The organism is Candidatus Poriferisodalis sp. (assembly GCF_965198245.1).
Taxonomy (GTDB): domain Bacteria; phylum Actinomycetota; class Acidimicrobiia; order Acidimicrobiales; family Poriferisodalaceae; genus Poriferisodalis.
The window spans coordinates 2,480,901-2,503,438 of sequence record NZ_OZ240249.1 but is presented as its reverse complement, the minus strand read 5'-3'; the positions used below and the strand labels follow the sequence as shown (position 1 = coordinate 2,503,438).

At 65.6% G+C, this 22,538-nt stretch carries 19 protein-coding genes; 13 read left to right on the top strand and 6 right to left on the bottom strand.

Going from position 1 to position 22,538, the window contains the following annotated elements:
• Positions 1-31 precede the first annotated feature (31 nt).
• Entirely contained in the window at positions 32-2,122 is a 2,091-nt protein-coding gene (locus ACOCMM_RS11265; protein ID WP_419553246.1) for a DNA gyrase/topoisomerase IV subunit B, read from the top strand.
• A gap of 116 nt (positions 2,123-2,238) precedes the next feature.
• Positions 2,239-2,436, top strand: a complete 198-nt coding sequence (locus tag ACOCMM_RS11260) for a GTP-binding protein (protein ID WP_419554867.1) — start codon at positions 2,239-2,241, stop codon at positions 2,434-2,436.
• 829 nt (positions 2,437-3,265) lie between these two features.
• Here ACOCMM_RS11260 and ACOCMM_RS11255 read toward each other — a convergent pair.
• The 3 genes from ACOCMM_RS11255 to ACOCMM_RS11245 form a co-directional block, all read right to left on the bottom strand.
• Positions 3,266-3,739 carry an RES family NAD+ phosphorylase gene (locus tag ACOCMM_RS11255; protein WP_419553245.1) on the bottom strand — a complete coding sequence of 158 codons (474 nt, stop codon included), beginning with the start codon at positions 3,737-3,739 and terminating at the stop codon, positions 3,266-3,268.
• Between the two features lie 54 nt (positions 3,740-3,793).
• Positions 3,794-4,129, bottom strand: coding sequence for an antitoxin Xre/MbcA/ParS toxin-binding domain-containing protein (locus ACOCMM_RS11250; RefSeq protein ID WP_419553244.1), 336 nt, complete (start codon positions 4,127-4,129; stop codon positions 3,794-3,796).
• A 527-nt stretch (positions 4,130-4,656) separates the two neighbouring features.
• Positions 4,657-5,109 (bottom strand): transglycosylase SLT domain-containing protein, encoded by a 453-nt coding sequence (locus tag ACOCMM_RS11245; RefSeq protein WP_419554866.1) that lies wholly within the window; start codon positions 5,107-5,109, stop codon positions 4,657-4,659.
• Here ACOCMM_RS11245 and ACOCMM_RS11240 point away from each other — a divergent pair.
• From ACOCMM_RS11240 to ACOCMM_RS11230, 3 genes are all read left to right on the top strand, one after another.
• Positions 5,041-5,466 (top strand): hypothetical protein, encoded by a 426-nt coding sequence (locus ACOCMM_RS11240; protein WP_419554927.1) that lies wholly within the window; start codon positions 5,041-5,043, stop codon positions 5,464-5,466. The genes ACOCMM_RS11245 and ACOCMM_RS11240 overlap by 69 nt on opposite strands.
• Before the next feature lie 214 nt (positions 5,467-5,680).
• Positions 5,681-7,417: an N-acyl-D-amino-acid deacylase family protein gene (locus ACOCMM_RS11235; RefSeq protein ID WP_419553243.1), complete on the top strand. Its 1,737-nt coding sequence runs from the start codon at positions 5,681-5,683 to the stop codon at positions 7,415-7,417.
• 11 nt (positions 7,418-7,428) lie between these two features.
• Complete coding sequence (locus ACOCMM_RS11230) at positions 7,429-8,151, top strand: DsbA family protein (protein WP_419553242.1); 723 nt, start codon at positions 7,429-7,431, stop codon at positions 8,149-8,151.
• Between the two features lie 61 nt (positions 8,152-8,212).
• Here the strand turns inward: ACOCMM_RS11230 and ACOCMM_RS11225 are convergent, their stop codons facing one another.
• Together ACOCMM_RS11225 and ACOCMM_RS11220 are read right to left on the bottom strand one after the other, a co-directional pair.
• Positions 8,213-8,623, bottom strand: coding sequence for a hypothetical protein (locus ACOCMM_RS11225; protein ID WP_419553241.1), 411 nt, complete (start codon positions 8,621-8,623; stop codon positions 8,213-8,215).
• Positions 8,620-12,207, bottom strand: coding sequence for a DEAD/DEAH box helicase (locus ACOCMM_RS11220; RefSeq protein ID WP_419553240.1), 3,588 nt, complete (start codon positions 12,205-12,207; stop codon positions 8,620-8,622). Before ACOCMM_RS11220 ends, ACOCMM_RS11225 begins: the two co-directional genes overlap by 4 nt.
• Before the next feature lie 285 nt (positions 12,208-12,492).
• Here ACOCMM_RS11220 and ACOCMM_RS11215 point away from each other — a divergent pair, with 285 nt between their 5' ends.
• The 8 genes from ACOCMM_RS11215 to ACOCMM_RS11180 all read left to right on the top strand — a co-directional run bounded on the left by ACOCMM_RS11215 (position 12,493) and on the right by ACOCMM_RS11180 (position 21,609).
• Positions 12,493-14,205, top strand: coding sequence for a proline--tRNA ligase (locus ACOCMM_RS11215; protein ID WP_419553239.1), 1,713 nt, complete (start codon positions 12,493-12,495; stop codon positions 14,203-14,205).
• A gap of 230 nt (positions 14,206-14,435) precedes the next feature.
• Positions 14,436-15,158 (top strand): corrinoid protein, encoded by a 723-nt coding sequence (locus tag ACOCMM_RS11210; RefSeq protein WP_419553238.1) that lies wholly within the window; start codon positions 14,436-14,438, stop codon positions 15,156-15,158.
• A 1-nt stretch (position 15,159) separates the two neighbouring features.
• A complete protein-coding gene (locus ACOCMM_RS11205) occupies positions 15,160-15,906 on the top strand; it encodes a DUF1638 domain-containing protein (RefSeq protein WP_419553237.1) in 747 nt (248 codons plus the stop codon).
• Positions 15,903-16,838, top strand: a complete 936-nt coding sequence (locus tag ACOCMM_RS11200) for a dihydropteroate synthase (RefSeq protein WP_419553236.1) — start codon at positions 15,903-15,905, stop codon at positions 16,836-16,838. Before ACOCMM_RS11205 ends, ACOCMM_RS11200 begins: the two co-directional genes overlap by 4 nt.
• 10 nt (positions 16,839-16,848) lie before the next feature.
• A complete protein-coding gene (locus ACOCMM_RS11195; protein WP_419553235.1) occupies positions 16,849-19,068 on the top strand; it encodes an ASKHA domain-containing protein in 2,220 nt (739 codons plus the stop codon).
• Between the two features lie 51 nt (positions 19,069-19,119).
• Complete coding sequence (locus ACOCMM_RS11190; protein WP_419553234.1) at positions 19,120-20,655, top strand: trimethylamine methyltransferase family protein; 1,536 nt, start codon at positions 19,120-19,122, stop codon at positions 20,653-20,655.
• 158 nt (positions 20,656-20,813) lie between these two features.
• Positions 20,814-21,338: an AAA family ATPase gene (locus tag ACOCMM_RS11185; RefSeq protein WP_419553233.1), complete on the top strand. Its 525-nt coding sequence runs from the start codon at positions 20,814-20,816 to the stop codon at positions 21,336-21,338.
• Positions 21,331-21,609 carry a hypothetical protein gene (locus ACOCMM_RS11180; protein WP_419553232.1) on the top strand — a complete coding sequence of 93 codons (279 nt, stop codon included), beginning with the start codon at positions 21,331-21,333 and terminating at the stop codon, positions 21,607-21,609. Before ACOCMM_RS11185 ends, ACOCMM_RS11180 begins: the two co-directional genes overlap by 8 nt.
• A 94-nt stretch (positions 21,610-21,703) precedes the next feature.
• On the opposite strand, the gene ACOCMM_RS11175 is transcribed toward ACOCMM_RS11180, so the two are convergent.
• Positions 21,704-22,528 (bottom strand): EamA family transporter, encoded by an 825-nt coding sequence (locus ACOCMM_RS11175; RefSeq protein ID WP_419553231.1) that lies wholly within the window; start codon positions 22,526-22,528, stop codon positions 21,704-21,706.
• Positions 22,529-22,538: the final 10 nt, after the last annotated feature.

Genomic DNA, 22,538 nt, shown 5'->3' with positions numbered 1-22,538 from the left:
CCGCGCGGCGACGGAAGGAACACCCCGCAAGATGGCAGACGAAGCTGATCGCGATGCCAGGTCCGAGCCCCCCGCACGCGCTGCCGATTCGAGTGCGGCGGCTGTCTACGACGCCGGCGCCATCGAGGTGCTTGAAGGGCTCGAAGCGGTGCGCAAGCGGCCGGGGATGTACATCGGCAGCACCGGCTCGACAGGTCTCGTGCACCTTCTGTGGGAGATCATCGACAATGCCGTCGACGAGGCTGCTGCTGGCCATGGTCGCAGCATCGAGATCACTCTGCACGATGATGGCTCCTATGAGGTCGTCGACCGGGGTCGAGGGATCCCCGTCGGCGTCAAGCACGACAACATCACCGCTCTCGAAGTGGTGTTCACCGAGTTGCACGCCGGGGGGAAGTTCGGCACTGGGGCGTATGGGTCTTCGGGAGGTCTGCACGGTGTCGGAGCATCGGTCGTGAACGCACTGTCGAGCCACCTCGTTGTCGATGTGAACCGCAAGGGCGTCACCCACCGCCTGGAATTCAAGGATCGAATTGCCGGACACACCGACAGCGCCGGCCGCTTCCGCGCCGGGCACAAGCTCAAGCGGGTCGGACGGGTGTCGGCGGGACGCACGGGCACTCGCGTGCGGTTCTGGCCCGACACCGGGATCTTCGACCCGTCGGCTGTCGTGGATTTCGACGAGGTGCGCGAGCGCATCGAACAGGTGTGCTTCCTGGTGCCCAAGGTCAAGATCACCCTGGCCGACCGCCGGGCGGATCCGCCGGTCGTCGAGCAGGTTGTCTCAGCGGGCGGCTTGGCAGACTTCGTCGACAAGCTGTGCGGCCATGACGCATCGGTGACCGGGCTCATCCGCCTGACCGGCTCGGAGGAATTCACCGAGCGGGTGCCCGTGGACGGCAAGCTCACCGACGTCACGCGCCAGTGCGATGTCGAGGTGGCACTGCGCTGGACGCAGGCCTACGACAGCCGCATTGTCGGGTTCGTGAACACGATCCCGACACCCGAGGGCGGCACGCACATCGCGGGATTCGAACGAGCACTCACGACAGCGGTGAACGCAGCGCTGGCCGAGGCCGACCCGCGCAAGCTGCGGCGCCTGCGCGACGATGCCCGTGCACAGCGAGAGGATGTGCAAGAAGGGCTTGTCGCCGTAGTGCGGGCCACTCTTCCCGAACCGCAGTTCCGGGGCCAGACCAAGCGCGAGCTGGGGACTCCACAGGTGCAGCGGATCGTGGCCAATGTGGTGCGCGAAGGATTGCGTGCGTGGTTCGACGGCAGCGCGGCGGGCTCGAAGAAGGTCCATGTGCGAGCGCTGATCGACAAGTTCGCCAATGCGGTCGTGAACCGTGTGGAGTCGCGTCGAGCCCTCGATCAGAAGCGCAAGGCGGCGTCACTCGGCAATAACGGACTCCCGGACAAGCTGGCTGACTGCCGGCTGCATCCGGCCGGCGAGTTGCTGATCGTGGAAGGCGATTCCGCCGCCGGCCCGGCAAAGCGGTCACGCGACAGCGCATGGCAAGCGGTGCTGCCGCTGCGAGGCAAAGTCGTCAACGCCGGCAAGGGAACCCTGAAGGCGGTTCTGGACAACGCAGAGGCCACGGCGCTGTTCACGGCAATGGGTGCGGGCTCGGGTGCTGCATTCGACCTCGATGCGTGCCGCTACGAACGCCTCATCCTGCTCGCGGACGCAGACGTGGACGGCAGCCACATCCGATGCCTCGTCCTGACGCTCATCTATCACTACATGCGGCCGTTGCTGGCCGCTGGGCGGGTGTACGCGGCGCAGCCGCCGACACACGCGTTCAGCATCGGCACGCAGAAGAAGTTCGTGTACTCAGAGGCCGAGCGGGCAGCGCTTGTCGATGAGCTTGATGCAGCAAACCGGAGGTACCGGCTCACTCGGTTCAAGGGTCTCGGCGAGATGGACGACGACGAGCTCTTCGAAACGACGCTCAATCCGCAGACCAGGGTCCTGCGCAAGATCAGCCTGGGCGACGCCAAAGCGGCCCTGGCACAAGCCGAAGAGGCGTTCAAGGTGATGATGGGCGCCGACGTCGCACCCCGACGAGACTTCATCATCGAGCACAGCCGCAACTACGGCCAGGCCCTCGATATCTGAGTCCGAGGGTTATCCAGCGGCACTCGTGGCACCTGCGACCGTGCCTCAGTGTCGTGTGACGGGACCGCGGTCGATTTGCATAGGAAACAAAAAACCATAAACAAACGTCCGCGCAGATCATCGTCGGCTTCAGGGGTGCTGGCAAGACAGCGGTGCTCAACGCAGCTCAAGAGGCGGCTCAGGCACGCAAGTGGGCAGTGATCAAGCATGACGCCAGCATCAGTGGCTGGCTCGACGACATCACCGCGATGTCGCTCAATCTTCTGTCCCAGACACAAAGAGGCAGGATTTTCAGGCGTTTCAACGGTGTCTAGGTCGTCGGCACTGGCGTTCATCTCTCGCCCGAAGGGCAGCGCACCGAGGATGCGCGCCTGCTGTTCGCCGAGCCGGTGATGCGCGACTGGATTCGCGTCCGCCAAGATAGCGCCCTGCAACAAGCTGCTGCTGTGTCAACGCCGATAATAGACATTATGTAAAGTTGTCTCCGACCCGGCTTGAGTGGGCGTGGCAGTGGCCATACGCACTTGTGCGGCCTATGCCCAGTGTGTCAACGGCGTGGCAACTGTCGCCAGGTTCACTCCCGGCCTGGTGACCGCCGTTGCCTCCACCGCATGGGATAGGCGAGCATGGTTTGTCACCGGAAATGGCGGCGGCGAAGCTAACCGTCCCACGAATTCTTGCAACATGCGCAACCGTCAGGGATGCTGACCCTATGGCAGTCCGGTACCGGTCGGTGCTTCGCCGGCCCCGGCGCCCCAACGGGCAGAATGTTGCGCCAGGCATCGACCTGGGACAGGTGCGACAGGTACTGGTCTCCCCGCTTCGCCAAGGCAATAGTGAAATGGGACGCCAAAGCGGACAAGTACCTCGCACGCGTATCCACGACCAACGACGACTTCACAGCGTGGAATCTGCTCCATAGGCCTGACCCAAGCCCAGCTCGACCAGGCGTGCGCGGACCCCGACAAATCGCCCAAGCTCGACGACAGCAGCGGCCTGGTCTGGAACCCGCGGCCATGTGCAACATGAGCACTCCGAGGCATCGTGGAGGTCGTGCGGTCGAATGCCCGAGGGTTCTTCGCGGGTGGCGGGTCCGGGTATGTGGTGAGACCGCTTCTGCCGTTTGGCTCTTGTGTGCGGGGATCAGAGTTGGGCTGGCGCTGTCCAGGTCTCGATGAGTGTTGCTTGCAGCGCCGATTGGAGCTTCTCGGGAAAGACTGCGTAGACGATGTCGATGCCGGTTGCTGAGGGACCGCGGATGGCTTGGCATTCAGTGTCGAAGGCGGCCTGCCCGATCTGTTGAGTGGTTTGGAGGTCGTCGCGGGCGAGGTTGCTGTGGGTGAGTGAGAGATGACGAAGTGTTGCGGGGTCGGTCAGGTCGAGAAGCACGACGGGTTCAACCGTGGAGATTTCCCACAGCTCGCGGGGCAGCATGTCCGCTATGCGCAGACCTTGTTGTGTCGCGCTTCGGGTCAGCTCCGCCACAGTGCACGCACGTGTCGAGCACAAGTACACCGTGGGGAAGCTCCCGGGCGGGTTGTAGCGGCCGCCCTTGAGCAGAGCTCCTTTCCCGCTGGTTGGGGGGAATCCGGGTGTTTGATTGCGGAACCCGTCCACGCTCGCGAGTTGTCTCGGGCGCGCGCCACCAAGCTGTGGAGGGTGCTTGCCATCTCAGGCGGTGACGCCTTCGGCTAGGGCCAGCAGCAGCCCGACGACCCGCTTGTACTCGCCTTTGGCTATCAGCTCCAGAGGCTTCTCGTAGTCGAGTTCGCTGTTTGGGGCGCGCAGCCACAGTCGCACAGCGTCGCGTTGGATGACTCTGCAGGCGAGGTCGACCACGCTGCGCAGCTCAAGAAGCCTGTCCTCGGCTTCGCGCTGCGGCGCCGTCCCTTCTGTCCGCCACCTTGCAACGCTTCGCGGATTGGAATCGCTGACGAGAGCAAGGTCGGAGGTGTCCACGACGCCGCCGTCGCAGAGTTGATCGAGCAGAGGAGCGATTGCTGACATTGTGAAGGGTCCGTCCTTTCCGGCAAAGAGATGGCGTCCTGATGACATAGTGTATGTCGACATTGTGTCGTCGTGAGCGCCAGACAACGCGGCCGCGGCGAGTCCGGCGACAGCATCCCGATGCGATCACCAGCGCGAACGCGGACAGCTCCCTCGGTGCCTTGATGTCCTCGTCGGAGAACAAGTCCATGGGGTAGCGGTCGCTTCTCGGGGCCTTCGGCCAGAGCCGCGGTGTGCCCAGGAACTTCGTCAGGTAGCCACGCTCGCCGGCGCTGCGATGCACATTTCCGACCGGTTGGCCATGCCAGCCATCCTCCTCACGCCACACCACAACCACCCGGGTGTCGCCAGCGACCCCCCCGACCGTCCTCCGGGGTCCAAGCAGCGACGCTCAGCGTCGTTGCTGGACACATGCGGACATCGCGGAAGTTGTGATCATCACACGGCCAATGGGCGTTTGCCTGCCAAGAATCGCTCAGCCATCACCATCAGAACCACCCAGTACCCGACCCCTTGGAACCAATCATCTAGTGCGCTGTCTGTTGAGCCTTGAGAGCAACAGCTGCGGCTTGGCACGCAGGCGTAGCTCGGCTGGTGTCGTCGAAACACCACGGTTGCCATCCTGCGACGCGCCAGATCTCGTATGCGACTTCGAGGTTTGTCGCAGGGTCGAGCCAGGCATCGCAGGGTGACGGCGGTCGGCGGCCGGTGTCAATGGCTTGCTCTTTGGCGTGGAAGCACCATTGCGCGGTGGGAGTGGCATCAGTGGCGCCATCGCACTGGAGATCGGGCGGGTCGATTCCATCGGGAAGGTGTCTGACACGAGAAAGTCCATCGATGCCTTTTCCGGCCCAACAGGTTGCGTTGAGTTGAAGCAGCCCCCAGTCGTTGGTCGGTGAGACGGCGCGTTCATGGCAGAACGATTCCCGCCAGATCAAAGCGAGGACGACATCGGGATCCCAGTCCCCGGTGTCGGCCACCAAGGATCGGTAGCGATCGCATTCGATGGGAACGCCTGGAGCCACGGTGCGGCGAAACTGGTCTCCGGGTTCTACAACGACGTGGGCGGTGGCGATCGGCGACGGGTGCAGATTTGGGTGCTCTCCAACCGCATCTCCCTGAACTCCGAATCGGCGGGGAAGCTCGGGCCCGGAGCTGTCGAAGACGACCGGAGGCTGGGTCAGGGCACTGCTGGTGGCCTTGACGGAATCAGCCCTAGGTTGGAGCGTCGGCTGTTGGGTGTAGGGATGTGCTGCTGCGGGCGAACCCTCGGCTCGGGTGGTGGCGCCAAGGCTCAGAGCCAGCAATCCAACGAGGACGACCAAGGCGACCGCTGAGGTCACCAAGGAATTGGCCGGAACGTGTCTCCTTTGCCCAGTACCCCGCATGCACCACTCCGCTGTTGCCAAACGGGTCGGAGGCTATGGGGCGCAGGTGACAACTGGTTGTCATTGCTCCGGCGAGCACCCCAGCGCGCGAGTACCTTGAATATGCGGCTTTGGCGCGGTGTTTGCGCGCCCGTGGCCAGTTCGGATGATGCGGGGGCGCGCAATGAGCAGCGAGTACGACATTCACATCAAGGGCGGCACGATTGTTGATGGCACGCGAGTGCCGCGCTACAAGGGCGACGTCTGGATCTCCGACGGCAAAGTGGCCCAGCTCGGCGGTCGTCCCCGAGGCACTGCGGAGCGGGTGATCGACGCCACGGGAAAGATCGTCGCCCCCGGTTTCGTTGACCTTCACACCCACTACGACGCCCAGATTCGCTGGGATCCGTGGTGCACGATCTCGGGCTATCACGGCGTGACGTCGGTAGTGCTGGGCAACTGCGGTTTCGGATTCGCTCCCGTCAAGCCCGAATTCCGCGACCGCTCCATGCTGACCATGACACGCACCGAGGCAATCCCGTATGAGTCCATGCGCCTCGGCATGAACTGGGACTGGGAGACCATCCCGGAATACCTGGATTCGCTCGAGCGGGCCCCCAAGGGCGTCAACGTCATCCAGTACATGCCCACGGCCTCGCTCATGACCTACGTGATGGGACTCGAGAAGGCCAAGGCCGGCGAGCCGGCATCGACCGCAGAGCGCAAGGAGATGGCGCGTCTGTTGCACGAGGGCATGGATGCTGGGCTGTGCGGCTTCTCCATCCAGCGACTCGGTCCCGACAGCGTGCAGGCCGACTACGACGGCTCCCCCATGGTCACCGACATCATGTGCGACGATGACATCTTGAACCTGGCGCGTGTGCTGGCGGAACGGGACGAGGGCTTCATCCAGATCACCCAGGGCACCGGCGACATCCGGGCCGACATCAAGTTTCTCGAGGTCCTTGCAGCGACAGCCCGGCGGCCGATCCTGCACAACGTGGTGGCGCCTGCCCGCAAGGATCCTGAAGTGCACCGCCGTCCGTTGCGTTGGATCGAGAGGTGCTGGTCTGCCGAACTGCCGATCTACGCGCAGTGCGCGACCGGTCGCGCAGGCTTTGCCTTCACGCTCGAGCACTGGAACCTCTATGACGCCTCCCCCGCTTGGCGCACGGTCACCACGGGCACCAAGGAGGACAAGATCGCCAAGATGTCCGATCCCGAGCTGCGCGCCGCGCTCGTGGCTGAGGCCGCCGAGGCAGACCGACGCCTGCAGGTCATCCAGGCTGGTGTGGGCGGCAATCCGAAGGGTCTCGTCGTACAAGGCGTGAACCGCCAAGCTGACATGCAGCAGTACGTGGGCCGCTCTGTCGGCGACCTCGCCGAAGAACAGGGCAAGCACCCCATCGAGGTCATGCTGGACCTGTCGCTCCAGGGCGATCTCAACGTGGAGTTCCTCGGCCCTGACAAGGGCTCAAATGCCGAGTTCATGGGCGAGATGATGCAATCGCCGTACGCCATCCCCGGCGTATCAGACGGTGGCGCGCACACCAAGTTCTTCAGCGGCGGCTCCTACACCACCGACTTCCTGGCGTGGCTGGTGCGTGACGAGGGCACTGTGACGCTCGAAGAGGCCCACTACCGGCTTTCGGCGCTCGCAGCGCACGCGGCAGGTTTCAAGGACCGTGGAACGCTGCGAGAGGGCGCTGCGGCAGATGTCGTGGTCTACGACATGGAAGAGCTCGAGATCGACCCGCCCTGGATTGGAAACGTCGAGTTCGACCTTCCCGGTAACGAATGGCGCCGCGTCCAGCGAGCGAAGGGATACGACCAGATCATCGTCAACGGCGAGGTCACGTTCACCTCCGGCGATTGCACCGGCGCCACCCCTGGCCAGCTGCTGCGCCACGGCCGCGGTTAAAGGGAAGCCTCATGAGCACAATCAATGCAGATAACTACACCGGCCCCACCGAAGTGGATTTCCATTTCGATGTGATGTGCCCGTGGGCGTACCAGACGTCGCTGTGGATGCGAGACGTCCGCGACCGGCTGGGGTTGCAGGTGAACTGGAAGTTCTTCAGCCTCGAAGAGGTGAACTTGCGCGAGGGCAAGAAGCACCCGTGGGAGCGCGACTGGAGCTATGGCTGGTCGATGATGCGCATCGGAGCGATCCTCCGGCGCGATTCCATGGATCTGCTCGACAAGTGGTACGCCACGTCGGGGCGGGCCCTGCACGTCGACGGCAACCGCCCCCACAACCCTGACGTCGCCCGTCACTTGCTTGAGCAGATTGGCGCCGATCCCGACATCGTGGATGTCTCGATCTCCGACGAGACAACCCATGACGAGATCAAGGCGGAGCACCAGCGTGTCGTCGATTCCGGCGGATTCGGTGTGCCGACGCTGTTCTTCGATGACCAGGCAATCTTCGGACCGGTGCTGCTCGAGCCGCCTACTGGCGACGCCGCGCTGCGGATGTGGGACCTCGTCGTGGGCTGGCTGGAATTCCCGCGCCTCTACGAGGTACAGCGACCCAAGATGGAAGATGACGAGCGCGCCATCTACGAGACGTTCAAGCCGTACCTCGAAGCGCGCGACTGGGTCAGCATCAATCGCGGCAAGGAAGTCGGTTTCGAGTCCCAGGCCGCCGGCTGAGCCGCACTACGGGCCACTACTACGGGCCACTGGGCACGCGCGGCGTGCCCCACCACGACGGTCAGGACGCCGTGCGCCCCTCGCCGTCGGGAGCGAGCAGCCCACCCGCTGCGGCGAGGGCACCCGCCATGGCTACGGCGCGCTTATAGACGGCCTCGAAATAGTGCTCCGCAACCGTCTCGCGTCCTGCGAGCGGCGGTTTGCCGAGCGAGCGCACCGTTGAGGTCGGGTCGGTCGTGACCGAGATGCGGCGCGCCTCGGTACCGATATCGGCGTGCGGAACCGCAGCGTCTTCGGTGCTGGCCGTCGTTGCCGCCGAACTGGCGGCAGCATCAGCGTGTTCCGGCGAAATCGCAGCTCTGGTTGTGCCATGCCAGAAGGCTGCGCTCGCCTCAGCAGCCTGCCGTTGCTGGACTTCGGCACCGTCAAGGCGCCGGGTGCGCGAGGTCTTGCGGCGGCGACGGCTGCTCATGACCCACCTGCAACTAAGGCACCGGCAGGCACCAGCTCGGCGATCTCCGGCGTGTCGGCATCGATTCCGTCGAAGTCGTCGGCGAGCAGAGCATCGGCATCGATGCCCAGGGCGTGCCGGAGTTGCTCAGAGTCGAGATCGCCGATGGAGCTGGACTTCGGCAGCACCATGTCGGCGATGCGCCGTTTGCCAGCCACAACCTCTTCCACCCGTTCGTCGACGGTGCCGGGACAGACCAGGCGGTGGCAGATGACTGTGCGCGTCTGGCCGATGCGCCACGCCCGGTCGCGGGCCTGATCCTCCACCGCGGGGTTCCACCAGCGGTCGTAGAGCACCACATGGCTCGCTGCGGTCAGGTTCAGGCCCGTGCCGCCTGCTTTCAGCGAGAGCACCATCGCCCCAGGTCCGTCCCCGGTCTGGAATCGGTGCACCATGCGGTCGCGGGCTGTGCGACCCAGACCGCCGTGATAGCAGTCGATCTGCAGTCCGGTCCGTCGCGTCAGGTGGGTCGCCAGGCGTTCGCCCCAGGTGGCGAAGTGCGTGAATACCAGCGCCCGCTCCCCCGCCGCGAAGACTGCCTCGAGAATCTCGTGCAAGCGGTCGAGTTTGCCGCTGCGTCCGGCGATCTGGCTGTTGATGTCGTCGGGGCGGTAGTTGAGCGGGTGGTTGCAGATCTGCTTGAGCGCGGTGATGGCCGCCAAGACGGCCCCCTTGCGCCTTTCGCCTGCCTGCTCGCTCGCCGCGGTGTCGACGATCAGCTGGTCCAAGACTGCCTGGTACAAGCCGATCTGTTCGGGTGTCATGGCGCAGTGCGCGAGCTCGTCGATTCGGTCGGGCAGCTCAGCGGCGATCTGGGGCTCCACCTTCGTGCGGCGGAACACCAGCACGCCGTTGAGTGCATGCAGGGCTGATTCGGCAGCTCCTCGAGCGTCACCGGGCTGCTGCAGCTGAGCGATGAACGGCGTCCTTGAGCCCACCAAGCCCGGATTGCAGAAGTCCATGATCGCCCACAGGTCGCCGAGCCCGTTCTCGATCGGGGTGCCGGTCAACGCCACACGGATGCGAGCAGACAACCGCCGAAGCTGCTTGGCAGTCTCGCTGGTGTGGTTCTTGATGACCTGTGCCTCGTCGACCACGATGCGGTCCCACGTCACCTCTTCGAGTGCGTCGATGTCGCGCACTGCGGTGCCGTACGTCGTGATCACCACATCGATCTGCCCATTGTCGATTGAACCGGTGCCGTCACGCAGCGCGCGTACCAGCTCTGCGGGTTCGCGCCGAGCCGGACCGTGGTGGATGATCGCTGACAGCCCAGGTGTGAAACGTGCTGTTTCAGCCGCCCAGTTGCCGACGACCGCCGGTGGCGCAATGACGAGTGCCGGCGCTTGGCGCTGGTCTGCCGCGATGCGAGCGAGCACTGTTGGGGTCTTGCCCAGACCCATGTCCAGCGCGAGACAACCCCCAAGACCAGCCCCGTCCAGAAACTCCAGCCACGCGACCGCTTCGGCTTGATAGTTGCGCAGCTCGCCGACGAAACCTTCGGGGCTGGTTCGCGGCGCAGCGGAGATCTCAGCTGCGGAACGCAGCAGGTCAGCCGCCCAGCCACCTCCTGAGATGGTAACGCCGCCACGTACCGTCGGGCCCTCGAGGCCCAGTACCTGGCGCAGCATCTGCGAACCGGTGAGTGCGGTGACGTCTGCTCGTTCGGCAAGCGCAGTAGCCGCTTCGGCCAGGTCGGCATGATCGAGCGCGATCCATTTGCCCCGGTCTCGTACGAGTGGTCGTGCTTGTGAGGCCAGCTCGTGAATCTGATCCGCTGTGAGCTCCACATCTCCAAAAACAGCGGTCCAGCTCACTGCGGTGAGCTGCTGCGCGCCCAGAGCGCTGTCAGTGGCCTCGGTGGCGGTGAGACGCAGCGACGGAGCCGGACGCTCACGCGAGAGGTTCGGGACTTCCACCTTGAAGCCCGCGGACTGCAGCGCCGGGCCGGTGACAGACATCAGTTCCCACGCCTCGTCCTGGCTGAGCACGACCTCCCCGCGTCGCTTGCCGCCAGGGCGCATCAACACCGGCAGCAGCCGTTCAAGGCGGGCGAGCTGGTCGCGTACTTCGGTGCGATGCGAACTGACGCCGCTCACCATCGCCACCTCGACGGGCTCGGCCGTGCCCTCGGGGCTGAGGGCCAGCACTTCCATATGCCAGGCTCCGGCGTCATCAGGCTCGTCGAGCCGCACCACGAGCGACTGGCGCGCGGCATTGGTCACCGGCCTGGCCCACAGCTCGATACGCCGGGCCAGATCCGAGCCTTGAGTAGCTGAACCGACGAAGCGAGTGCCATTCAGGTAGGCCAAGAAGGCCTCTGCCATCTCCGCCCGGCTGCGGGGCTCCGGAGATGCTGCTGGAACGTCAAGGCGCTTTGCGGCGCTCGTCACGATGGCGTCCACCATGCCGGCCAGGGCCGATTGCACCGTCGTGCGCGGCTCTGCTTTCGGTTCGGGAGCCGAGACTGCACCCGGCAAGCGGTCGATGAGCGCTGTCAACCGGTCGGCTTCGGCCGAAGCCGGCTGCCACTGAACCGAGAATTCCGCCGTGTCGGGCCGCTTGCGATTGCGACGCTTTCGAACCCGGTGCAGCCGCGGCACCGTTCGTCCGCCCGCCACCAGTTCCACCGCCATGCGGGCAGTGGTCCGCATCCACAGCGCGCTGGCACTGAGGAGGCGATCGTCGTTGGGGTCGCCGACAGTTCTGTTGAGATGCTCGTTGCCGTGCAAGGATTCGTCGTCGTTCCCCAGACCGTTCTCGGAGATGACGGCAGAGGAAGTCTCGGCCGCTTCCGGAGATGCCGCCCCAGGACTGGTGACCGATCCGTCGAGACCGACCAGCCAGCCCAGGACGTCGCTGACATCGGCCACGACTGCCTCGGCGCTGGTGCCCTCGGGCAGCTTGATATTCGGATGCGGGCGCCAAACGCTGTCCGGCGCGCCTGTAGCGACGAGACGGTCCATGACTCGCTCTGTGGCGTCGGGTTCGGTGCCAGCCCCCGCAGCCCACGCCACGATCCGCCCGGGCTGCCACGACAGCTGCAGCGCCGCTGGCTCCCGCAGCGGTCCCGCAGCGGCACCGGGGGCATCGTCGCTGGCCGTGCCTGAGGGGGTGTCATCGGGTGCATGCGTGGCGTCGAGACCTGTCAGGCGTTCGTAGGCGGCGACAAGCTCACTGAAGTCGGCCTCGAAATCTCGTACCACCTGCCGCCGAATCGGACGCGGCAGACGGCGTGCCCCCGACAGGGAGGCCTCCGTTCGGTCGAGCAGGTCCAGCAGGACCCGTTCCCAGCGCTGCGGATCGGTCTCGAGCGTGGCGACCTCTGCCAGCCCGGCGCTGCCATGCGCCTCTGCCCACACAAGACGAGCGATCTGCTCCCAGCGCATCGACGCCAAGGCAGAGACCGTCGCGCCATTGCGGAGTTCTGCGGCTGCCGTCACGATGACGCCACCGTTGCTGACAGCCGCTGTGGCGCGCGTGAGGACCGCAGGCGCCGGCGCGCCATGGTTCGGAACCAGTGTCTGTGAGTCTTCGTCGCTCATTGCGTCATGAGGGGTACCAACAGGTGCACTACGCCGCCCGTCCGGACTGCGCTGCGCGCTTGGTCCGAGCTGTCGATGCAGGACCCGCTGCGGGCACAGTCACCGTGGTCGGCACTGTGGCCCCGGTCCGCTGCCGAGACTGCACGATTGATGTGCAGTCGTGGCTAGGCAGGGTGAGGGTACTGGACACGCTTCGCATCGCAACGCAACCCTCAGCGCCCCTAGGGCCCCGAATCTGCGAAGTGGTCAAAGCATGTGACGGGTCGCACGCTTACGCTGCGTCGGATGCGATGGTCCGATTCGTTTATCCCGACGCTGCGTGATGCGCCCGCAGAGGCTGAGGCCGTGAGCCATCAACTCCTCATCCGGGCCGGCTTCATCCGTCAGCTGCACTCGGGGCACTACAGCCTGTTGCCGCTCGGTCTGCGAGTGCACACCAAGGTGGCCGACATCGTGCGGGCCGAAATGGACGCCATCGGCGCGCAGGAGTTCTTGCTGCCGGCGATGCATCCCGCCGATCTCTGGCGGCGCAGCGGTCGATTGGCACTCATGGGCTCGGAGATGTTCCGCCTGCGCGATCGCAACGATGCTGATGTCGTGCTGGGCATGACACACGAGGAAGTCTTCGCAACGCTCGCGGCGGAGATGAGCTCGTATCGGGAACTGCCCCAGACCTGGTACCAGATCCAGACCAAGTTCCGTGACGAACCGCGCCCGCGCAGCGGACTGTTGCGCGTGCGCGAGTTCATGATGAAGGACTCCTACAGCTTCGACATGGACGAAGCGGGTCTGGACGCCTCGTTCGAGGCACACCGCGAGGCCTACTTGCGGATCTTCGAGCGTCTCGATCTCGAGGTGATGGCCGTGCAGGCCTCCTCGGGCGCCATGGGCGGCGATGCCAGTGTCGAGTTCATGGTGGCGTCGCCCGCAGGTGAGGACGACGTGGCCCGCTGCAGCTCATGCGCGTACCGGGCCAACGTGGAGCGAGCCCTCGCGGCGGTGCCGACCGTCACCGACCCGCCGTTTGTCACCGCACCCGAACGCTTTCCCACTCCAGGGGTTCGCACGATCGATGCGCTCGCCTCCTTCGACGGCGGCGCGCCGGCTGACCGGCAGATCAAGACCATGGTGATGGTACTCGACGATCAGCTCACCCTCGTGGCCCTGCGGGGCGATCACCAGCTCAACCTGCAGAAACTGGCCGATTGCAGCGGCACCACCGATGTGCGACCCGCCACTGCACCCGAGACGCTTGCTCAGCTCGGTGCCAACCCCGGAAGTCTCGGCGCAGTCGGCGTCGACGATCTGCCGATCTACGCCGATGAAGGGTTGCGCGGCCGTCGGTCCATGACGACCGGAGCCAATGAAGACGACTGGCACCTGCGTGGCGTGGATCCCGAGCGCGACATCATCGATCCGCGTTGGGCCGATCTGCGCGAGGTGTCGGCAGGTGAACCGTGCATCTCCTGTGGCGCTCGGTTGGAGATTGTGCGCTGCATCGAAGCTGGACACATCTTCAAGCTCGGCCGAAAGTACTCCGAAGCGATGGGCGTGTCGGTGCTCGATACGAATGGTGTCGCCCAGACTCCCATCATGGGCAGCTACGGCATTGGGATCGGGCGGGCGATGGCCGCCGTGGCCGAGACGCACCACGACGAGCGGGGCCTGTACTGGCCCGTCGCTGTCGCCCCGTACGAGGCTGTTGTGACCGTCCTCGACCCGTCTGATGATGCGCAGTCGCAGGCTGGCGAGCAGGTCTACGGGACGCTGAGCGACCACGGTGTCGACTGTCTCTACGACGACCGGCCGCTGCGGCCCGGCGTGAAATTGGCCGATGCCGAGCTCGTGGGTATCCCCTACCGCGTCACGATCGGAGCGCGCAGCTTGGCGCAGGGCAACGTGGAGATCACTGAACGCTCGTCCCGTGACACGCGACTGGCAGTGCTCGCAGTCGCCGGTGCCGAAGTCGCTGGGAAGATCCGCGCCAATCGCCGCTGAGATCTGCCGGCCGACGGCTCTGTTTGAGCCCGGCGCGATGTTGCCGTATGTCGACGTTTGCGCAAGGTACGTGATACCGTACTGCTGTACCGTTCTGCGGCACAGTTCCACTATGCGGAACAAACGCTAGGTGGAACAACCCTTCCGCAGGACTCCACGCTGGATGTGAGACAGGCGACCGGGACGGGGGTGCCCGGCACACGTCATGACGATGGCGAGGGGGGCAGGGCATGGCCGACGCGGCGACCGTCGACACCGACGATGCTGATGAAGAGATTGATCTCTCAGCCCTTGACGATGACGATCTCATCGCCCAGATGCACGACGATCTCTACGACGGGCTCGGGCCCGAGATCGTGGAGGGCACAGAACTGTTGCTCGGGCGCGGTTGGGGAGCCGACAAGGTCCTCAACGAAGCGTTGGTCGAGGCCATGCGCATCGTCGGCATCGACTTTCGCGACGGGATCCTGTTCGTTCCCGAGGTACTGCTCGCGGCGAACGCGATGAAGGCCGGCATGGCGATTCTCCGCCCGCTGCTCGCCGAGACCGGTGCCGAACCCATCGGCAAGATTGTCATCGGCACGGTCAAGGGCGACATCCACGACATCGGCAAGAACCTCGTGGGAATGATGCTCGAAGGCGCGGGTTTCGAGGTCATCGACCTGGGCATCAATACCGATGTGGATCAATTCCTCGCTGCTCTCGACGAGCACCGGCCCGACATCCTGGGAATGTCGGCACTGCTCACCACCACGATGCCGTACATGAAGGTCGTCATCGACACGCTCATCGAGCAGGGCTTGCGCGACGACTATCTCGTCATCGTCGGCGGCGCCCCGCTGAACCAGGAATTCGGCGAGGCAGTTGGTGCAGATGCTTACTGCCGCGATGCGGCAGTTGCGTCGGAGACCGCCACTGACCTGATTCGCGTCCGGCGGGCGGCCACGGCCTGAGATGGCCACCCCCAGCGCGCCCGCGGCGATGCCCAGCAGCAGTTCACCTGCTGCGAGCAACGTGCATGCGTCGGCCGAGCGCATCCTCGTGCTCGCCTGTGGCGCGCTCGTCAACGAATTGCAAGCGATTGTCGGCGCCCACGGCCTTGACCACGTGGATGTGGAGTGCCTGCCCGCCAAGCTGCACAACCGGCCCTCGCTCATCGCTGGAGCCGTGCGCGAGCGCATCGCCCGCCTGCAAGCCGCGGGTCGCACCTATTCCCAGGTGCTGCTCGGCTACGCCGACTGCGGCACCTCCGGCGCTCTCGATGATCTCTGCGAAGAGTTCACGGCGAAGTCTGCGACGGGCGATGCTCCTGCGATGTCGCGTATCGAGGGCGCCCACTGCTACGAGTTCTTTGCCACTGCTCAGCGCTTCGCCGAGATGTCTGAGGCCGAACCGGCAACCTTCTACCTCACCGATTACCTGGCCCGGCACTTCGACCTGCTCGTGTGGCGAGGTCTCGGCATCGCCGATCACCCCGAGCTGGCCGAGTTGTACTTCGGCAACTACCAGCGGGTTGTCTTGCTGACGCAGACGCCCAACGGCACGGATCGGGCCCGCATCACCGAGTTCGCACGTGCGGGAGCGGAGCGTCTCGGACTTCCGCTGGAGATCGTCGAGACCGGCTACGGCGACCTTGAGACCGCGCTCACCCACGTCGCAGCACCGAGGGGCCGCTCTGCGATTACCCAGGTGCCCGCGTGACCGACACCATCGTCAGCTCCGCTACGCGTGAAGTCGTCATCGGCTTCGATCGCCCCTTCGTGATGATCGGCGAACGCATCAATCCCACCGGCCGCAAGATGCTCGCAGAGGAAATGCGGACGGGCGACTTCAGCCGGGTTGAAGCCGACGCGCTCGCTCAGGTTGCTGCGGGTGCCCACATGCTCGACGTGAATGCCGGGGTGCCGCTGGCCGACGAACCGGCGATGCTCGCCGCTGCGGTCAAGCTGGTTCAGTCCGTCACCGACGTGCCCCTCTGCATCGATTCCTCGGTGATCGAGGCGCTCGAAGCCGGCGTCGATGCCTACGTCGGCAAGCCGCTCATCAACTCGGTGACCGGTGAAGGCGAGGTCATGGAGCGCATCCTCCCGCTCGTAGCACGAGCCGGGGCAGCCGTTGTCGCGATATCCAACGATGAGACCGGCATCAGTGAGGATCCCGATGTTCGTTTCGAGGTGGCGCGCCGCATCGTGAACGCAGCGGCCGACTACGGCATCCCGCGTCACGACGTGGTGGTGGATCCGTTGGTAATGCCCATCGGTGCCATGGCGACCGCGGGTCGGCAGGTGTTCCAGCTTGTGCGACGCCTGCGAAACGAACTGGGCGTGAACACCATCTGCGGCGCGTCGAACGTGAGCTTCGGCCTGCCCAACCGCAACCTCATCACCGGCACGTTCCTGTCGATGGCGATCGGTGCCGGAATGACCTCAGCCATCATGAACCCGCTCCACGCCGAAGTGAAGGCAGCCGTGATGGCCGGCGATGTCCTGGCGGGTAACGATCAGAACTGCGCGGCGTGGATCTCCGAGCACCGAGATCGCAGTGCCATGGGGGCGAACAACGTTGCCGGTGGCCGAGCCGGCGCCGGCGACCGTCCTCGCCGGCAGGGCGGACGTCGCGCTCGCACCGGTTAGCGAGGTCCCGATGCCACCGGGCCCGCTCCCGCCTGCCGACCTCAGCCCAGGTTCGGTGATTGACGCCGACCGGGTAATCGCAGTGGGCGAAGCGGTGTGTGACGAGGCTGGCGTTGAGACCCTGAGTTGCAAGGTGGTGTTCACCCCCTCAGGCCGAGCGGGCACCGTGAGCGCAGGCACAACTGTGCTCGACGCAGCTCGCGACCTCGGAGTGGATCTCGACAGCGTGTGCGGCGGGCGCGGCATCTGCGGCCGCTGCCAGGTCGTCCCCTCCATGGGCTCATTCCCGAAGTGGGCCATCACGGCCCGTGCCGACGCTCTCAGCTCGCCGGGCGCAACTGAGACTGCCTACGGGGGCCGTCGACCGCTGGGTGCCGATGCCCGACTCGGTTGCCAGGCCCGTGTGTGCGCCGACCTCGTCGTCGACGTGCCGCCTGAGAGCCAGCTGCACGGCCCTGTGGTGCGCAAATCGATCGATGTCGGCGACATTGCGCTGGACCCGCTGTCGACATTGCACGCGGTCACCGTGCCGCCGCCGACATTGGACGAGCGCCGTGGTCTCGCTCAGATCGTGATCGACTGTGTGGCCGCCGAATGGGGCGTTCGCCTCGCTGGGATCCTGCCTGGGGCGCTTGCGGGGCTCCACGCGTCGGTCGCCGCGGGCACTCCCGACGATGCCGGCAACCGGCTGGTCACGGTTGCCGTTCGTTGGAGCGGGCCAGAACCGTCGGAGCGCAACGGAATGGTGGCAGCGGTCTGGCCCGGAGTCGTGACCGCAGCACTCGGTGTTGCCATCGACATCGGCTCGACGACCGTCGCGGGCCATCTGACCGACCTTCACAGCGGCGAAGTGCTGGCCTCGGCAGGCCGGATGAATCCCCAGATACGCCTGGGCGAGGACCTGATGAGCCGGGTGTCGTACGTGATGATGAACCCCGGAGGGGCGCCCGAGCTCACCGCGCTCGTTCGCGACGCCCTCGCAGCGCTGATCGCCGAGTTGTGCGCAGACGCCGGCTTGGAGCCGGTCTCGGTGCTGGAGGTCGTGCTTGTCGGCAACCCGATCATGATCCACATAGCGCTCGGCATCGACCCGACCCCGCTCGGGCAGGCGCCGTTCACCCTGGCGACCGACGCCGCCGTCGAGCTCGACGGATCCGAGTTGGACCTGCCATGCTCAGCGGCTCGGGTCTATGTCGGGCCGGCAATCGCCGGGCACGTGGGCGCGGATGCCGCAGCAGCGGTGCTCGCCGGCGGACCGCACCGAGATGAGGCAATCACGCTCCTGGTGGACGTGGGCACGAACGCCGAGATCGTGCTGGGCAGCTCGAACGGACTGTGGGCAGCCTCCAGCCCGACCGGTCCCGCGTTCGAGGGAGCGCAGATCAGCTGCGGCCAGCGAGCGACACCGGGGGCGATCGAACGGGTACGCATCGATCCGACGACGTGGACGCCCCGCGTGCGCGTCATCGGCTGCGACCTGTGGTCCGACGAACCCGGCTTCGCCGAGGCGATCGAGCGACAGGTGGCCGCCGGTTCTCGCAGTGCTGCTGCAGGGGTGACTGGGATCTGCGGCTCCGGGATCATCGAAGTCATCGCCGAGATGTATCTCGCGGGCGTGCTCTGCGCCGATGGGGTCATCGCGGCGCCGCCGAGCGAGGGCGAGCGGGCAACCCGGGTGATCTCGGTGGGCCGCACGTCGTCGTTCGTGCTGTACGAGCCGCCCGAAGGCACCGGCGGCCCGACCATCACCATCACCCAGAACGATGTCCGGGCGATCCAGCTGGCAAAGGCAGCACTGCGCGCCGGCATCGATCTGCTGTGTGAGCGTGCCGGCATCGCAGCACCCGATCGTGTGCAGCTCGCTGGAGCGTTCGGCGCACACATCGATCCGGTGCGGGCGATGGTGCTCGGCCTCATCGGCGATTGCGACCCGGACGCAGTGTGCTCTGTCGGGAACGCTGCGGGCACGGGGGCAGTTCGAGCGCTGCTGTCAGGCAGTCAACGCGCCGAGATGGAACGGGTGGTCCGCGACATCCGCAAGATCGAGACCGCTACCGAGCCCCGATTCCAGGAGCTCTTCGTGGCAGCCATGGCGCTCCCCCACGCCACAGCCCCCTCTCCGAGGCTCTCGACGGTCATTGAGCTGCCGGAACGAACGGACCCCGGTGCCTCCGGTGGCGCACGCTCTGATCGATCCCCACGCCGCTCCCGGCAGCGACGGCGGCGATGAGTGAAGGTAGGTCTGCAGTAGAAGGTTCTGCAGTGGAAGGCAAAAGCAACGATGACTGAACGAACACGACGGCGAGGAGGCGGGCGGGCGGCCCGGCAGGCTCTGCGGGCGGCCAGTGACGAAGTCACGTACACCCACCTGACCCGCAGGCTGGCCCCGGTCAGTGTGCTGGACTCCGAAGGTCTGGCCCAGATTGAGGCGAATGCCGAGACGATCCTGTCCGAGGTTGGTATCGCCTTTCAGGAATTCCCTCGCGCCTTAGAGCTGTGGCGCGACGCGGGTGCCGATGTTGATGGGGAGCTCGTCCGCTTTCCACGCGGTCTGTGCCGGCAGATCGTTCAGGACAACGCGCCCTCGGAATACATTCAGCACGCCCGCAATCCGGCTCGGTCCGTGCCGATCGGCGGCGATGCGACGGTCTTTGCCCCGAATTACGGATCGCCGTTCGTGACCGACCTCGACAAAGGACGTCGCTACGCCACGCTCGAAGACTTCGAGAACGTGGTGAAGCTGACGTGGATGCTCCCCCACCTGCACCACAGCGGCGGCACCGTGTGCGAGCCGGTGGACGTGCCGGTGAACAAGCGCCATCTCGACATGGTGTATTCCCACCTGCGGTACAGCGACAAGCCGCTCATGGGTTCGGTCACCGCGGCCAAGCGAGCCGAGGACTCGGTCGAGCTGTGCCGTATTGCGTTCGGCGGCGACCTGGGCGACCGCGCGGTGCTGACGAGCCTCATCAATGCATCGTCGCCCTTGCGCTGGGATGCCACCATGCTCGGTGCCGCGGAGGTCTACGCGCAGCACAACCAGGCGTGCGTGATCTCGCCGTTCATCCTGGCCGGGGCCATGTCGCCGGTGACGGTGGCCGCGCTCGCGGCACAGTGCCTGGCCGAGGCGTTGTCGGGCATGGCGTTCTGCCAGCTGGTGCGCCCGGGCGCGCCTGTGATCTTCGGAACGTTTGCCTCGTCGATGTCGATGGCGACCGGAGCCCCGACCTTCGGCACGCCCGAGGCAGGTCTGGCCATCTACGTCATGGCCGAGCTCGCCCGGCGCCTCGGACTGCCCTTCCGTTCAGGCGGGCAGTTCACGTCGTCCAAGGCTCCCGATGCACAGGCTGCCTACGAATCGGCATCCACGCTGCTGCCCACCATGGCAGCGGGCGTGAACTTCGTGCTGCACGCAGCGGGTTGGCTTGAGGGCGGCCTGGCGCTGAGCTACGAGAAGCTCATCATGGATGCCGACCAGCTCGGAATGATGGAGGTCTACGCCAAGGGCATCGACATGTCGCCCAACGGGCAGGCCGTCGAAGCGTTCCTCACGAACCCTCACGGCAACCATTTCCTGGGACACCCGCACACGCTGGAGAACTTCGAGTCGGCCTTCTACCAGTCCTCCATCGCAGACAACAACAGCTTCGAGCGTTGGTCAGACGACGGCTCGCTCGACGCAGCCCAACGCGCCAATGCGGTGTGGAAGCAGATGCTGGCCGACTACGAGCCGCCGCCGATCGACCACGCCATCGACGCCGAGCTGCGTGACTACATCGCCCGCCGCAAGGCCACCGAGCCCGACGCCCTCGTCTGATCCTTCCTCGCGCCCAGTCGACGTCACACGCCCAAGAAGTCTGCGGCCGCCACAGTCGCGCGCGTCTGCGGACTCAGAGGAATTGACAGTGAGCCTGCTGGGTACGCACCGCGAATTCACCGTGTACGACGGTCCAGCGATCAGTACGGTGCGGGCGAGTGGATGGCAAGGAGATTCTCATCGTCGCTGGCCCCAACGGCGCCGGCAAAACAACCTTCGCGCTCGACTTCTTGAACGTCGAGGCACGTGGCCTGGCCTTCGTGAACGCCGACCTCATCGCCGCAGGCCTGGCACCGATGGAACCGTGGCACGCCGATATACGTGCGGGCCGCTTGATGCTGACCGAACTCGACCGGCTTGCGGCGGAGGGCCGCAGTTTCGCCTTCGAGACCACGCTGTCAGGGCGCGGCTATCTCCGCAAGATCCGTCGATGGCGCAGCGACGGCTACCGGGTCAGGCTGGTTTTCCTCTCGCTGCCGTCAATCGACGACGCCATCGCTCGGGTTCAGCTGCGCGTCTCCCGCGGCGGGCACAACGTTCCGGAGGATGTCATTCAAAGGCGCTTCCGCGCAGGCTTCGACAATTTCCGGCGCGAGTACTCCGCTATGGTTGATGAGTGGATACTCTTTGACAATCAAAGAGACGAACCCCGGGTTCTCGAATGGAGCATCCGCATTGACTGAAGCAGCCACAGCGAATGCAGCGGGTCAACTTGGCGGCGACCCGAGCAGCAACGGCAACGGTCTTCCCTCAGGGGACGAGTTCATTGCGAGTGTCACCAGGTCACTCATCCGGGCAGCGAAACAGGCGCATCTGATCGCCTACCAGACAGGCACGGGCGTGGCCTATTCGCGCGACGGCGTGTTCGGCGTGTACAAGCCCGACCCAGCGATGTACGAAGACCTCATCCCGCCTCCTTTCGAAGACGAACGGGTGCTGCACGTCGAATCCTGAATCTGGTGCGGGGCGCTGGGCATCGATGCTCGAGGCGGCCCTCGCGCTGTCACGTGCGACTGCGGACAGACCGCTTTCGGCGAGCTGAGACAGCTCAGGACGCGACGACGGCAGCGACGCCCACCACGGCAGCGGCGATGCCGATGGCTTGGCGCATGTTGATGGGATCGTTGTAGGCGGCCCGGCCGACGAGGACGCTCATCACCGGGAACATGGACGCGCCCACGACGGTTGCCGGCGCGTCGAACCAGATGCCGACGATGAAGAAGATGGTGGCACCGGCGCTAGCGATTCCCGTCAGCACGGCGTAGCCCATCACCTCGGGCGGAGGCAGTGCCGGCAATCGGCGGATCGCAACCAGCGCAGCCATGGCCGCCACCGAGGAGAGCCGTTGCCCGACTCCCGGCCAGGCACCCGAGCTCTCGGAGAGGTCCACCAGGATCCCGAGTCCCACCCCGTACGCGAGACCCGACACCAGTGCCCATGCCGTTCCGGTCGCCACGTGAGTGCCGCGGGTGCCCCCGGCGGTCACCAGTCCAAGGCCTCCGAAAGCCACCGCCGCGCCGACGATGGCGATGAGCGGCGGGTCGTGGCCTCGCAGCGTGGTGTAGGCGAACGGGATGACGGCTGACAGCGTGGCGACGATCGGTGCAGCCACTGCCGACCCGGCCCGATCCAGCGATGTGTAGTAGCAGGCAAGACCCGTGCCCAAGCCGACGCCCGAGACCAGGCCGCGCAGGAAGTCGTCGCTGGCGAACGATCCTGGAACGAAGGGCACGATTGCGAGCGAGATGATCGCTGCGGTGCCCTGAAACGTGATCATCGCCGAGAGGACGTGGCACCGCATCACCACACGGCGTCCGAACAGGTCGCTGGTGCCGATGCTCACTGAGGTGAGCAGACCGAACAGTGCCCCCATCGATCCTGCC